Raw genomic sequence first — 13,058 nt, forward strand, 5'->3', positions numbered from 1 at the left:
AGCCGAACATGCGGATCAGCGAGCTGAGCCAGGCCACCGGCGCGACCCCGCGGATGCTGCGGCACTACGAGAACGCGGGCGCGCTGACGCCGCGGCGTCATCCCAACGGCTATCGCTACTACACCGCCGAGGACGTGCAGATCGTGCGGGACATCCGCTGCCTGCTCGGCTCCGGTCTCAGCCTGACCGAAGCCACCGAGCTGATCCACATCCTCTGCGCCGCACCGCAGAACGCGACCGGCGAGGACCGCGCAGCCGTACTGGCCCAGCTCGACGAGCGCTGCCGCCAGCTGGACGCCGGCATCGATCGACTGGTGGCCGAAAAGGCGAACCTGCTGAAATTGCGCGCGGACCTCGCAAAGGTCTGACAAAACGTCCGGTCGGAATGTAGCTAATCTTCGGAAACGCTTGCGCTAACTAAGCATTCGGTGCTTTTGCAATGTTGATTTCGGGTATTAGCCCGTACGGTTTCCACTAGACTGGATCAGATTTGGTGTGCCTGCGCGCTCATCGGGGAGCCGCGGTGCACGCGGCTGTAACATCTCGACAGCTCCGGCAACCCTAGGGGGCACCCATGCCCGAAACACGTTGCGGCAGTGACGGTGAGCACGAACTGCAGGACAGGTACGGTACGCAGGACAGAGCCGATCGCTTCTACGCCGACCAGGTCCTGGACCGGCTCAACCCGGTGATGATCGAATTCGTCGCCCGGATGGATATGGCGTTCCTCGCCACCGCCGACAAACACGGCGAATGCGATACCAGTTTCCGTGCCGGCCCGCCCGGATTCCTGCACGTCATCGATGACCGCACGATTGCCTATCCGGAATATCGGGGAAACGGCGTAATGGCCAGCCTCGGCAACATCCTGGAGAATCCCCACGTAGGCATCCTGCTAATCGATTTCGTCCGCGACCTCATCGGTTTGCACATCAACGGTTCGGCCCGCATCGTCGAGGACGCCGCGCTGCGCCGCTGCGTCGCCGACCTACCGCCGAATCTCAAGGGCCGGGTCGCCGAACACTGGGTGGTGGTGGATGTCGAAGAGGCATACATCCACTGCCGCAAGCACATTCCGCATCTCGCGCCCGCGCCCCGGGAACAACGCGAGTGGGGCACCGACAACGTGCGCGCCAAGGGCGGCGACTACTTCGGCGCGAAATCGGGCGCGGCCGAACGAGATCTCGCCGGCGCCCGCCTGGCCTAGTGGATCTTGAAGATCACCAGGCGCTGCACCACGAAGTTGATGACGGTGGCCGTGCCCTGCGCGACGAGGAAGGCCAGCGGCAGCCGCCACCATTGGTCCGGCAGCGTGGAATACATCACGCCGTTCAGGCCGACCTGCACGGCGAAGGTGCACGCGTAGAGCGCGATCACCGCGAGGAAACGGACCCGGCTCGGCTCGGCCTTGAAGGTCCAGCGGCGATTGATCAAGTACGCCGTTGTCGTACCCGCGACGAAGCTGGCCGACTTGGCGAGCTCGCGCGGCAGGCCGACCACGGTGAACAGCAGTGCGTACAACCCGAAGTCCACGATCGCCGACAGCCCGCCCGTGACGGTGAACCGGATGATCTGAGTCTTCAGGTCGACATCGGTCCCGCCCGGCTCGTCTACCAGCGGCAGCTCGGCAGGCAGCGGGAGGTGTGGTTCGGCTTGCACTCGCTGAGCCTAACGGTGCCGAACCTGTAGCCTCTATGCCGATGTCCACGAAAGCTCCGACCCCCGCACCGACCACCGACAGCGGTCCCGTCGCCAGTGAAAACGACAGCGTTTCCGCTGCCGCGACCTTCACGTTGCCGACGCGGACCAAGTCGCTGACCGGTTGGGGTCGCACCGCACCGACCTCGTCCGAAGTGCTCACCACCAGCGATCCGGAAGTGATCGCCAAGGCAGTCGCCATGGTGGCCGAGGACAACGACAGCAAGCCCGCGCATCTGCGCCGCGGAGTCATCGCGCGCGGCCTCGGCCGCTCCTACGGTGACCACGCCCAGAACGCGGGCGGCCTCGTCGTCGACATGACCGCGCTGAACAACATCCACCGCATCGACCGCGACACGCGCATCGTCGATGTGGACGGTGGCGTCAGCCTGGATCAGTTGATGAAGGCGGCGCTGCCGTTCGGGCTGTGGGTCCCGGTCCTGCCCGGCACTCGCCAGGTGACGATCGGCGGCGCCATCGCCTCCGATATCCACGGCAAGAACCACCACAGCGAGGGCAGCTTCGGCAACCACGTGCGCTCGATCGATCTGCTCACCGCGGACGGTTCGGTGCACCACATCACGCCCAAGCGCAACGCCAAGCTGTTCTGGGCGACGGTCGGCGGCAACGGCCTGACCGGCATCATCCTGCGGGCCACCATCGAGATGGCGCCGACGGAGACCGCCTACTTCCTCAACGATGGTGTGAAGACCGCCACCCTCGACGAGACCATCGCCGCGCACAGTGACGGCAGCGAGGCGAACTACACCTACTCCAGCGCGTGGTTCGACGTGATCAGCCCGCTGCCGAAGCTGGGTCGCGCCACCATCACCCGGGGCCGCCTGGCCAAGCTCGACGAGCTGCCCAAGCGCCTGCAGAAGAAGCCGCTGAAGTTCGACGCACCGCACCTGATGACGGTGCCGGACATCTTCCCGAACTTCACCATGAACAAGCTGACGCTGTCGGCCATCGGTGAGGCGTACTACGCCATGGGCGGGAACTACACCGGCAAGGTGCAGAATCTGACGCAGTTCTACCACCCGCTCGACATGATCTCGGAGTGGAACCGCGGCTACGGCTCGAACGGCTTCCTGCAGTACCAGTTCGTGGTGCCGACCGAGGCGATCGACGAGTTCAAGCGGATCATCATCGACATCCAGGCGTCCGGGCACTATTCGGCGCTGAATGTGTTCAAGTTGTTCGGTCCGGGTAATCAGGCGCCGTTGAGCTTCCCGATGCCGGGCTGGAACATCTGCGTGGACTTCCCGATCAAGCCCAGCCTGAACGAGCTGGTCACCGAATTGGACCGGCGCGTCACGGAATTCGGCGGGCGGCTCTACACCGCGAAGGATTCGCGCACCACCGCCGAGACCTTCCACAAGATGTACCCGCGGATCGACGAGTGGATCAAGGTCCGCCGCACCGTGGACCCGACAGGCGTTTTCATGTCCGATATGGCGAGAAGGCTGGAGCTGCAGTGATCAATGCCGTTGGTAACCCGCAGACGATTCTGCTGCTCGGCGGGTCCTCCGAGATCGGCCTGGCGATCTGCGCGGAATACCTGAAGAAGGGGCCCGCGCACATCATCCTGGGCATGCTGCCCAATGATCCACTGCGGGAGCAGGCTTCGGAGCAGCTGTACGCGGCCGGCGCCAGCAAGGTCGGCATCATCGACTTCGACGCGCTCGACACCGACGGCCACCCCAAGGTCATCGACGCGGCCTGGGACAGCGGTGACGTCGATGTCGCCATCGTCGCCTTCGGCCTGCTCGGCGATGCCGAGGAACTCTGGCAGAACCAGCGCAAGGCCGTGCAGATCGCCGGAATCAACTACACCGCCGCGGTTTCCGTCGGTGTGCTGATCGGCGAGAAGATGAAGACGCAGGGCTACGGCCGCATCATCGCCATGTCCTCGGTGGCGGGCGAGCGGGTGCGCCGCTCCAACTTCGTCTACGGCTCCACCAAAGCCGGCCTGGACGGGTTCTACCTGGGCCTGGGCGAGGCGCTGCGCCCGCACGGTCCGCGCGTGCTGGTCATCCGGCCCGGCCAGGTGCGCACCACCACCACGCTGGAGCACTGGAAGGCCACCGGCGCGAAGGAAGCGCCCTTCACGGTGGACAAGGAAGAGGTTGCCGCGCTGGCGGTTTCGGCTTCCGAGAAGGGCAAGGAACTGATCTGGGCGCCCGGCCCGGTGCGCTACCTGATGTCGGTCATCCGGCACATCCCGCGACCGGTCTTCCGCAAGCTGCCGCTCTGACGTAAACGCCGAAACGGCCCGTACACCTCGAAGGTGTGCGGGCCGTTCGGTTTTCGACGGCAGGTCAGGATTCGGGATCCGGATCGAGACGATTCCAGCCCAGGATCATGCCCGGGGCGCAGCCACCGGCGAGCAGCGTCGCGAGCACCATGACACCGCCCGCGTAGGCGGACTGGAAGATGCTGGTGTCGGGGAACAGCGACGAAACGAAGATCAGGTACAGCACCGGCGGCAGCGCCAGGAACTGGGTGATCGACAAGCCGATGGACCGCGCGGTATTGCGCTGCGCGATCTCGAGTTCGTCGAGCGTGGCCGCCGGAGCGCTGTCCTGGACCTGCGAGACGATCCGCAGCAGGCCCCAGGCCGGAATGAAGATCAGGGCCGCGGGCAGCATGGCCAGTGCCGCCTCGCGCAGATTGAAGGCGCACAGCACGCCGGCGATGAACATGACGGTGATCGCGACCGCCACCGTGAGCACCAGCGCGCGCCGGCGGCGCCGGGTGCGCCAGCGCGGGAACATGCCGGACAGGCGCTCCTCCTGGACCAGCCAGCGGCGGAGCCGGTAATCCTGATAGCGGTCGAGCAGGCCGTTGGTCGTGGTAGTCATGGCCGTCCTTTCGTATAGATCTCGGCCGACAGTGGCGTGAACTCGGCCCGGGCGAAGACCGCCTCGATCGGCAACGCGAAGACATCGCAGATCCGCATGGCGAGATCGAGGCTCGGATAGTGGTCGCCCCGCTCCAGTGCGCCGATGGTCTGCGTGTTCACGTTCACCGCCTCGGCCAGCGCCGCGCGGCTCATCCGGTGCTCGGCCCGCAGCACAGCGATGCGGTTGTAGATCGGGAGGGTTTCTCCCCTTCTGACTGGGCTCACACAACATAGTGTTGTAAAAACACAACACTCTGTCAAGTAGTTCTACGAGCGGCGAGCCGCTCCCGCCATTCCTCCGTCGCCCGCTGCAGGGCGGCGTTCATATGGATGAGCAGTGCGGCGGAATCCTCGAAACGCATGCCCGCGGGGGTATCCAGCCCGAGCACCGCGGCGGCACGCTGCGATTCGGCGGCCAGGGCCTGCTGCAACTCCAGCGAGGCGAGCAAGTTTCGGAGCCAGATCTCCTCATCGAGGACATAGCGTTCGCGGCGGCCGCCGGGCACGCGCTCGCGCGCGAGCATGCCCTGCTGTTCCAGCCATGCGACGGCGTGCGAGATCGAGGCCGGGCTGACCCGGAGGCGCTGCACGAGTTCGCTCGCGGTGAGCGCGCCGGAATCGGTGATGTGCAGGCAGGCCAGGACCCTGGCCTCCATCCGGGGCAGGCCCTGACCGACCAGCTGCGCGGCCCACGCGTCGGCGATGTCCTGCACCGCCCGGGGATCACGTCCGTATCCCACGTCGGGAAGTTCCGGCTCAGGCGGCTGGGCCCGCTTCTGGCGGCGGGCGCGCACGCCGGTGTCCTGCTGCGCCCGGTCGGCGCGATAGTCGCCGGGCCCGCCATTACGGGTGACCTCGCGCATGATCGTCGAGGCCGGGCGGTCCAGACGCCGGCCGATTTCGGCGTAGCCGAGGCCTTCGGACAACCCCGCGGCGATCTGCCTGCGGTCCTCGTTGGTGAGCCTGCCTCCGGGCATCGGATCGGTCCTTATCTCTCGAGATAAGCGGAGCTCAGCGCCCGCTTCCGCTGACCAGTATGCGGCAAAACGCATCTCATTGCAAAGACATGCTGGGTTCGGAGGCTTTGCGTTTACCAACATTGTCATTGCAATGTTCGACAGATCATGTTCCTGAGCTGCAAATTTAATCTCGCATTGCGTGTTGACAGTTTTATGAACGCAACGTACTGTCTTCATTATTCAGAGATTCCCAAACAACGGGAGCCTCGGAGATCGAAACCCTGATGCAAGGAGAAGAAAATGACCACCACGACCGCGAACCAGACCGCTGCGACCGCCTCCGCCTGGGCCGGGATGGTGCCGGTGGAAGACACCGCACTGTCGGTGACCGACACCGGTGGCGCCGGGATCCCGGTGCTCTACATCAACGGCGCCTACGCCAACACCAAGCCGTGGCAGAAGCTGATCAACGAGCTGGGTGACGGCTACCGCCACATCACCTACGACAAGCGGGCCCGCGGCAAGTCCCAGACCTCCGCCGACTACTCCTTCGAAGCCTGCCTGCGCGATGTGGACGCGGTGCTGGCCGCGGCCGGCGTGCAGCGGGCGATCGTGGTCGGCTGGTCCTACGGCGCGACCCTGGCCGCGCACTGGGCCGAACGCAACCCCGACCGCACCATCGGCGTCGTCGCCGTCGACGGGGCCATGCCCTACGGGCTGACCGGAGAAGAAGGCCGCGAGCAGATCCGCAAGCTGTTCCACAAGATGCGGTTCCTGTTCCCGATCGTGCGTCCCTTCGGCCTCGCCGCGAAGATGTCGGTCGAGCAGCACGCCGAGGTCGGCATCGAAATCAACCAGATCTGCGCCGACATGGCCCCCACCCTGAACCAGATCACGCGGCCCCTGCGCTACGTGCTGGCCTCGGGTTCCAACCTGGGCGGCAGCGAGGAAGAAATGGCCGCCGCCCGCGCCTCACTGGACCCGGTCCTGGCCGCGAACCCGAACCTGACCATCCACGCCCAGGTGCCGTCGAACCACTCCCACATCCTGCGCAAGGACTTCAAAGCCGTCGCCGCAGCCGTGCGCGAGTCCGCCGCCGATGACCAGAACTAACCGTCCCCGCTACCGCGGCGCGCTCACGCTGACCGCATTCCGCCCCCGCCAAAAACCCGGCAACACCACCGATTTCAAGGAGAACACCATGTCCGTCACCCTGACCGACCAGAACAAGGCCACCCTGCGCACCGCCGCCTACGGCGCGGTCTCCCTGCTGGCTGCCGCCAGCGGTGCGCCGCACAAAGCCGCGACCGCGGGCACCGCCGCCCTCTACTCGGCGACCGGAACGGTCGGCCACGTCCTCGCCGCCAAGTCGAAGGACATCAAGCTCGACGGCAAAACCGTCGCCGAGCTCGCTGACCAGGTGTTGCCGGCCCTGACCGAATCCATGCACCTGCTCGGCCAACTGGATCCGGCCGAGGCCGAGAACTTCCGCGGCACGATCCGCACCGCGATCGAGGCGGCCACCGCCGAGATCGAGCCCAGCCCGACCGCCACACAGATCGCCGGCAAGATCACCGCGGCCCTCAGCGCTTGATGGGGTCCCGGCCCGGACCGCCGCCGCTCGCCGAACAGCAAGGCCCCGAACGGAACATCGTTCGGGGCCTTGCTCATGCCCGGGACCACCCGCACGGCCCCGTGCGCCGGATGGCGGAACAGCAAGGCCCAAACGGATGGCAGGCATGCGGACGCTTGGCGGGCTGTGGGTGTGGGATGCGCGGATGCGGTGGGGCGGGGACGTGGCGGGACTGCGGGTGGTGATCGAGGGGCACTAGGCTGACGACGGCTTTTCGGGCTGATAGGACGACAGAGGGAACCGGAGGGGCTATGAGCGGCACCGTTACCGAGACCGGCGTGACGGCGGCACCTGGACGAGCAGGGGCGGCGGTTCGGCAGGTCGGGGCGGGGCTGGGGGAAGCGGTGCTGGCGGCGGTTGTTGCCGTGGTGGTCGCGGGGGTGGGTCTTTTCGCGTTTTCGATGGTGCAGTGGCCGGCGTTCAACTCCTCCAATGTGACTCGGGCGTTGACCACGGTGGGGCAGGTCGGGGCGGCGGTGCTGATTGTCGCGGCGATCTGGTTGCTGCGGGTGCGGAAATGGCCGTGGGTGGCGAACGTGCTGTCCTGGGCCGGGATTTCGACGTTCGTGACGGTGACGCTCGGGATGCCGCTCGCGGCGACGAAGTTGTATCTGTTCGGGGTCTCGGTTGATCAGGAGTTCCGGACCGAGTACCTGACCAGGCTCACCGACAGTGCGGCGCTACGGGATATGACCTATGTGGACCTGCCGCCGTTCTATCCGGCCGGATGGTTCTGGGCCGGTGGGCGGGTCGCGAACGTGCTCGGCATGGATGGGTGGGAAGCCTTCAAGCCCTATGCGATCGGGTCGCTCGCGGTGGCGGCGGTGTTGTCGCTCGTGTTGTGGTCCAAGCTGATTCGGTCCGATTGGGCGGTCGCGGTGACCGCGGCGACTACCGCGGTGACGATCACCTGGGCGGCGCCGGAGGCCTACAGCGCGGTGATCGTGATGCTGCTTGCGCCCGCGCTGGTGCTGGCGTGGGGCGCGTTGCATCGGCCGGTGGCGGCGGGTGCCGAGCGGACCGCGGGCGGCTGGGGCGCGGTGGTCGGAACCGGGCTTTTCCTGGGGCTGGCCGCGACTTTCTACACACTGCACTTCCTGCTCGCGGCATTCGCGGTCGCGTTGATGGGCGTAACCGCGGCCTGGGTGGCGGTGCGGGCACAGCGCGCGCTCAACAACCCGCGGGGCGCGAATACCGTTGCCGGCGCGACGAGTCCGGCCTGGAAAGCCGCGATACCGCCGCTGGCGCGGCTGCTCGCGATCGCGGTGATCGCCGGGCTGATCGCGGCGATCGTATGGCTGCCCTACCTCTGGCAGACGCTCACCACGAAGCTGCCGAGTTCCGGGACGGCGCTGCACTATCTGCCGGAGTCCGGGGCCGAATTGCCGTTGCCCATGGTCGAATTCACATTGCAGGGCGGCCTGTGCCTGATCGGGACGATCTGGCTGGTGCTGCGGGCCGGATCGTCGCGGCGGGCGCAGGCGCTGGGCATCGGGGTGGTGGCGGTCTACCTGTGGACGCTGTTGTCGATGCTGGCGACCGCGGCGGGCACCACGCTGCTCTCGTTCCGGTTGGACGCGCCGCTGAAGGTGCTGCTGGCTGCGGCGGGCGCCTTCGGATTCGTGGAAGGCGCGCGGGCGCTGTACCAGGCGTTCAACGAGCCGGCGCTGTTGAAGCCGGTCGCGGCGACGCTCGCGGTGCTCGGCGCACTGGCATTCGCGCAGGACATTCCGCATGTGCTCACACCCGAAATCAACACGGCCTACACCGATACCGACGGTGACGGGGTGCGGGCGGACAAGCGGCACCCTTCGGCGGTGGCGCACTACCGCGAGGTCGACGCGGCCCTGCTGGCGCAGACCGGGCGGCCGCGTGATCAGTCGGTCGTGCTGACCGCCGACACCAGCTTCCTGGCCTTCTACCCCTACTTCGGATTCCAGGCGCTGACCTCGCACTACGCGAACCCGTTGGCGGACTTCGCCGGTCGCGCCGCGCTGATCAAGGAGTGGAGCGCGCTGAAGTCCTCGGACGCGCTGCTGAGCGCACTGTCGAAGAGCCCGTGGCGGGCGCCGGACGCGTTCCTGTTCCGCCGCAGCGGCGACACCTACACCCTGCGCCTGGCTCGCGACGTCTACCCGAACGACCCGAACGTCGAGCGCTACCAGGTCGCTTTCCCGAAGACACTGTTCTCGGATCCGGCGTTCACCACCACCGATATCGGTCCTTTCACCCTGGTCACCGTCCAGCGGTGACGCCGCAACAGGACTGAAATAGTCGGCGGAGTTGGTTCCACGAACACGGTGGTTAGCATGAACCCTCGTGCGAGCGGACCGATCGACTTCAGCGTTCAACCGTTACCGCCTGATCGCCCTCGTCTCCGGGCTACTCGGATTCGTGCTGGCGCTGCTGACGCCGGTCTTACCGGTCGAGCAGGACCGGGCGACCCTGGACTGGCCGCAGGCGGGCAACAGCACCAGCGTGGAAGCGCCGCTGGTGTCGTATGTGCCGCTGCGGTTGCAGGCCGAGTTGCCGTGTTCGGCGCTCCAGGGCCCCGCGCCCGCCGAGGGCGCGACCCGGACGTTGTTGTCGACGATTCCGGTCGGTTCCGGAAAGGCCACCTCCAAGGGCCTGGTGGTCTCGATCACCGGCGGCACCCTGGCGGTGTTGCAGCGCGACGTGCCCCTGCTGTCCGCGCCGGTCGCGGAGATCGCGGGCTGCGGTTCGATCAAGATCGACGCGACCGACGCCCGCACCTCCGTCGAGTTCCTCGGCGCGCAGCGCGAAGACGGCACCCCGTTCCAGAACACCGTCACCCGGGACATCCGCCCGCAGGTGGTCGGGGTGTTCACCGAACTCGACCAGGCCCAGCTGACCGGCGCGCACCTGCACGCCGACATCGACTCGCGCTTCACCTCCACACCGAGCGCGGTGAAGCTGGCCGCGATGATCGCGGCCGCGATCTTCACCCTGATCGCGCTGATCGCCTTGCATCTGCTCGACAATTCCGACGGTCGCCGGGCTCGCCGCTTCCTCCCGGCGCACTGGTGGCGGGTCACCGCCGCCGACGTCGTGGTGCTCGGCACGCTGCTGGTGTGGCATTTCCTCGGCGCGAACACCTCCGACGACGGCTACATCCTGAACATGGCCCGGGCCTCGGAGCACTCGGGTTACATGGCCAACTACTACCGCTGGCTCGGCGTCCCCGAAGCACCGTTCGGCTGGTCCTACGAAGTGCTGGCCTGGATGACGAAGGTCTCCGCCGCGAGCCCCTGGATCCGCCTGCCCACGCTGCTCGCCGGCATCGCGTGCTGGCTGGTGATCTCACGCGAGGTGCTGCCCCGCCTCGGCGCCCGGGTACGACGGCACAAGATCGCGCTGTGGACCGCGGGGCTGGTCTTCCTCGCGTTCTGGCTCCCCTACGACAACGGCCTGCGTCCCGAGCCGCTGATCGCCGCCGGCGCGCTGCTCACCTGGTGCTCCATCGAGCGCGCGATCGCCACCGGCCGACTGCTGCCCGCCGCGATCGGCGTCCTGATCGCCGCGTTCTCGCTCGCAGCCGGGCCGACCGGCCTCATCTGTGTGGCCGCGTTGATCGCGGGCTCGCGCCCGGTACTCGAGATCATCGTCAAGCGCGCCCACGGCAAGCGGCCACAGCAGATCGCCGCCGACGCCTATGCGCCGGCGACCGGTTCCGGCACAGTGACTTCCACTGCGCGAGCCGACGACGCGCACGCCGATGTGCCCGCGGCGGGCGACGCGATCGGCTCGGAAGCCGGTAGCGCCGAGCCCAGTCCGGAATCCGCCGATGCGGCCGAGGTTTCGAGCAAGCCGAAGGTGTATGCGGCGGACTCCGCCGATCCGTCGAGCAGCTCCCGGCTCACCACCTTCTTCCGGTACGCCGCCCTGATCGCGCCCGGCCTGGCCGCCGGAAGCCTGGTTCTGGCAGCGGTTTTCGCCGATCAGACGCTGGCAACCGTCATGGAGGCGACGCGGGTACGCACCATCATCGGACCGAATGTCGCCTGGTTCGACGAGCGCACCCGCTGGGACTCCCTGCTGATGCTCTCCCCCGACGGTTCGCTGGCCCGCCGGTTCGGCGTGCTGATCATGTTGCTGGCGTTGCTGGTGTGCGTGCTGCAGGTGCTCCGTAAGGGCCGGATCCCCGGGACCGCGCGCGGCCCGTCGGTTCGCATCCTCGGGATCGTGTTCGCGTCCCTGCTGCTGATGATGTTCACGCCGACCAAGTGGACGCACCACTTCGGCGTGTACGCCGGTCTGGCCGGTTCGCTGGCCGCGCTGGCGGCGGTCGCGGTGGGCAGCGAGGGCATTCGATTCCGGCGCAACCGGGCCCTGTTCGCGGCGGCGGTGCTGTTCCTGCTGGCCATCACCTTCACCGGGTCCAACGGCTGGTGGTACGTCTCCAGTTACGGCGTGCCGTGGTGGGACAAAGCACCGCTGGTGGCGGGCAAGGGCATCTCCACGCTGTTCCTCGGCCTCGCCGGGCTCGCGCTGCTGTGGGCGATCTGGGAGCACTACCGCGCGCCCTACCAGAAGGCTTTCCCCGCCAGGCGCTTCGATCGGTTCGCCTCCGCGCCGCTGACCATCGCGGCAGCGCTGCTGGTGGTGTTCGAGGTGGCGTCGCTGGCCAAGGCGGCGGTCACGCAGTACCCGGCTTACTCCATCGGCAAGTCCAATATCGAGACGCTGCAAGGTGATCCGTGCGCGCTGGCCAACTCGGTACTGGTCGAGACCGACACACCGGACTCGCTGCTGCAACCCTATGACGGCTCGCCCGCCGACGGATTGTCCGCGGAATCCACGGGTTTCACCCCGAACGGGGTGGCGTCCGACCTCACCGCCGATCAGGAGGAAACCGTCTCCGGCGGCGCCAACTCGATCAGCAAGGACGAGAACAAGACCAGCAACACCACCGGCGCGGGCACCGGCGGCGGCACCACCGAGCAGACCGGAATCAACGGCAGCACCGTCGCTTTGCCGTTCGGCCTGGACCCGGCGCGCACGCCGATCATGGGTAGTTACAGCGATGGCGCGCAGGAGCAGGCCAAGCTGACCTCGCAGTGGTACCGCCTGGATCTCACCGACAGCGTGCGCAACGACCCCGCCTACCAGGTGCTCGCCATTACCGCGGCGGGCCGCATCCGGTCGGTGGACCAAGACGGCGTCGTCACCTATGGCCAGGAACTGCACCTGGAGTACGGCACCCGCACGGCTGACGGCCGGTTCACCGATGTCGGTTCCATCGACCCGATGGATATCGGGCCGGCCCCGTCCTGGCGGAACCTGCGCGTCCCGCTGGAACAGCTGCCCGCGGGCGTGAACGCGGTGCGCCTGGTCGCCGTCGACAACGACATCACCCCGAAGCAGTGGCTGGCCGTCACCCCGCCGCGGCTGCCCCGCCTGGCCTCCCTGAATTCCGTGGTGGGATCCACGGATCCGGTGCTGCTGGACTGGCACGTCGGCCTGGCCTTCCCCTGCCAGCGGCCCTTCGATCACCACGACGGCGTCGCCGAGGTGCCGAAGTGGCGCATCCTGCCCGACCGGGTCGGCTCGGACGCCTCCAACGCCTGGCAGGACGATATCGGCGGCGGCCCGCTGGGCTGGACCAGTCTGCTGTTGCAGGCGGAGACCATCCCCACCTATCTCGACCAGGATTGGGGCCGGGACTGGGGCGCGCTGGAGCGGTTCACGCCCTACGACCCGGCCGCCGCTCCGGCGACCATCGGCGCCACGGTGGTGCGGCGCTGGGGACTGGCCGAGGACGCCCCCATCCGGATCCCCTGATCTCCGGGCCGGATCGAGGAAAGAGCTACCGGCACGCTACCGGCCGTGCTATCACTTTCTG

12 protein-coding genes are annotated in these 13,058 nt (G+C 67.4%); 8 read left to right on the forward strand and 4 right to left on the reverse strand.

The window, feature by feature from the left end:
- Positions 1-8 precede the first annotated feature (8 nt).
- The gene (locus AB0M14_RS05235; protein ID WP_364988984.1) at positions 9-368 is read left to right on the forward strand and encodes a MerR family transcriptional regulator; all 360 of its coding nucleotides are present in this window, start codon (positions 9-11) and stop codon (positions 366-368) included.
- A gap of 206 nt (positions 369-574) precedes the next feature.
- Positions 575-1,207 (forward strand): pyridoxamine 5'-phosphate oxidase family protein, encoded by a 633-nt coding sequence (locus AB0M14_RS05240; RefSeq protein WP_364988986.1) that lies wholly within the window; start codon positions 575-577, stop codon positions 1,205-1,207.
- On the opposite strand, the gene AB0M14_RS05245 is transcribed toward AB0M14_RS05240, so the two are convergent.
- Positions 1,204-1,659 carry a GtrA family protein gene (locus AB0M14_RS05245; RefSeq protein WP_364988989.1) on the reverse strand — a complete coding sequence of 152 codons (456 nt, stop codon included), beginning with the start codon at positions 1,657-1,659 and terminating at the stop codon, positions 1,204-1,206. The two genes, AB0M14_RS05240 and AB0M14_RS05245, sit on opposite strands and share 4 nt — an antisense overlap.
- Before the next feature lie 35 nt (positions 1,660-1,694).
- Between AB0M14_RS05245 and AB0M14_RS05250 the strand changes: the two genes are divergently transcribed.
- Together AB0M14_RS05250 and AB0M14_RS05255 are read left to right on the forward strand one after the other, a co-directional pair.
- Complete coding sequence (locus tag AB0M14_RS05250) at positions 1,695-3,179, forward strand: FAD-binding oxidoreductase (RefSeq protein WP_364988991.1); 1,485 nt, start codon at positions 1,695-1,697, stop codon at positions 3,177-3,179.
- A complete protein-coding gene (locus AB0M14_RS05255; protein WP_364988994.1) occupies positions 3,176-3,955 on the forward strand; it encodes a decaprenylphospho-beta-D-erythro-pentofuranosid-2-ulose 2-reductase in 780 nt (259 codons plus the stop codon). The genes AB0M14_RS05250 and AB0M14_RS05255 overlap by 4 nt, the downstream gene beginning before the upstream one ends.
- 64 nt (positions 3,956-4,019) lie before the next feature.
- Here the strand turns inward: AB0M14_RS05255 and AB0M14_RS05260 are convergent, their stop codons facing one another.
- Genes AB0M14_RS05260 through AB0M14_RS05270 form a run of 3 tightly spaced genes read right to left on the reverse strand, consistent with a single transcriptional unit; the run spans position 4,020 to position 5,580 of the window.
- Positions 4,020-4,562, reverse strand: coding sequence for a hypothetical protein (locus tag AB0M14_RS05260; RefSeq protein ID WP_364988996.1), 543 nt, complete (start codon positions 4,560-4,562; stop codon positions 4,020-4,022).
- Positions 4,559-4,828 (reverse strand): helix-turn-helix transcriptional regulator, encoded by a 270-nt coding sequence (locus AB0M14_RS05265; RefSeq protein ID WP_364988999.1) that lies wholly within the window; start codon positions 4,826-4,828, stop codon positions 4,559-4,561. Before AB0M14_RS05265 ends, AB0M14_RS05260 begins: the two co-directional genes overlap by 4 nt.
- 32 nt (positions 4,829-4,860) lie before the next feature.
- Entirely contained in the window at positions 4,861-5,580 is a 720-nt protein-coding gene (locus AB0M14_RS05270; protein ID WP_364989001.1) for a helix-turn-helix domain-containing protein, read from the reverse strand.
- A 282-nt stretch (positions 5,581-5,862) separates the two neighbouring features.
- Here AB0M14_RS05270 and AB0M14_RS05275 point away from each other — a divergent pair, with 282 nt between their 5' ends.
- The 4 genes from AB0M14_RS05275 to AB0M14_RS05290 all read left to right on the forward strand — a co-directional run bounded on the left by AB0M14_RS05275 (position 5,863) and on the right by AB0M14_RS05290 (position 12,997).
- Complete coding sequence (locus AB0M14_RS05275) at positions 5,863-6,675, forward strand: alpha/beta hydrolase (protein ID WP_364989003.1); 813 nt, start codon at positions 5,863-5,865, stop codon at positions 6,673-6,675.
- A complete protein-coding gene (locus tag AB0M14_RS05280; RefSeq protein ID WP_364989005.1) occupies positions 6,662-7,156 on the forward strand; it encodes a hypothetical protein in 495 nt (164 codons plus the stop codon). The genes AB0M14_RS05275 and AB0M14_RS05280 overlap by 14 nt, the downstream gene beginning before the upstream one ends.
- 290 nt (positions 7,157-7,446) lie before the next feature.
- On the forward strand, positions 7,447-9,447 hold the full coding sequence (locus AB0M14_RS05285) for a galactan 5-O-arabinofuranosyltransferase (RefSeq protein WP_364989007.1): 2,001 nt from the start codon (positions 7,447-7,449) through the stop codon (positions 9,445-9,447).
- Between the two features lie 67 nt (positions 9,448-9,514).
- Entirely contained in the window at positions 9,515-12,997 is a 3,483-nt protein-coding gene (locus AB0M14_RS05290; protein ID WP_364989009.1) for an arabinosyltransferase domain-containing protein, read from the forward strand.
- The last annotated feature ends 61 nt before the right edge of the window (positions 12,998-13,058 follow it).

It is taken from the genome of Nocardia sp. NPDC051832, from assembly GCF_040681285.1.
Taxonomy (GTDB): Bacteria; Actinomycetota; Actinomycetes; order Mycobacteriales; family Mycobacteriaceae; genus Nocardia.

Bases quoted from the DNA above. Each gene is read 5' to 3' on its own strand.
- AB0M14_RS05235 (WP_364988984.1), top strand. From the start codon at position 9: ATGCGGATCAGCGAGCTGAGCCAGGCCACCGGCGCGACCCCGCGGATG.
- AB0M14_RS05240 (WP_364988986.1), top strand. From the start codon at position 575: ATGCCCGAAACACGTTGCGGCAGTGACGGTGAGCACGAACTGCAGGAC.
- AB0M14_RS05250 (WP_364988991.1), top strand. From the start codon at position 1,695: ATGCCGATGTCCACGAAAGCTCCGACCCCCGCACCGACCACCGACAGC.
- AB0M14_RS05260 (WP_364988996.1), bottom strand. From the start codon at position 4,562: ATGACTACCACGACCAACGGCCTGCTCGACCGCTATCAGGATTACCGG.
- AB0M14_RS05270 (WP_364989001.1), bottom strand. From the start codon at position 5,580: ATGCCCGGAGGCAGGCTCACCAACGAGGACCGCAGGCAGATCGCCGCG.
- AB0M14_RS05275 (WP_364989003.1), top strand. From the start codon at position 5,863: ATGACCACCACGACCGCGAACCAGACCGCTGCGACCGCCTCCGCCTGG.
- AB0M14_RS05280 (WP_364989005.1), top strand. From the start codon at position 6,662: ATGACCAGAACTAACCGTCCCCGCTACCGCGGCGCGCTCACGCTGACC.
- AB0M14_RS05285 (WP_364989007.1), top strand. From the start codon at position 7,447: ATGAGCGGCACCGTTACCGAGACCGGCGTGACGGCGGCACCTGGACGA.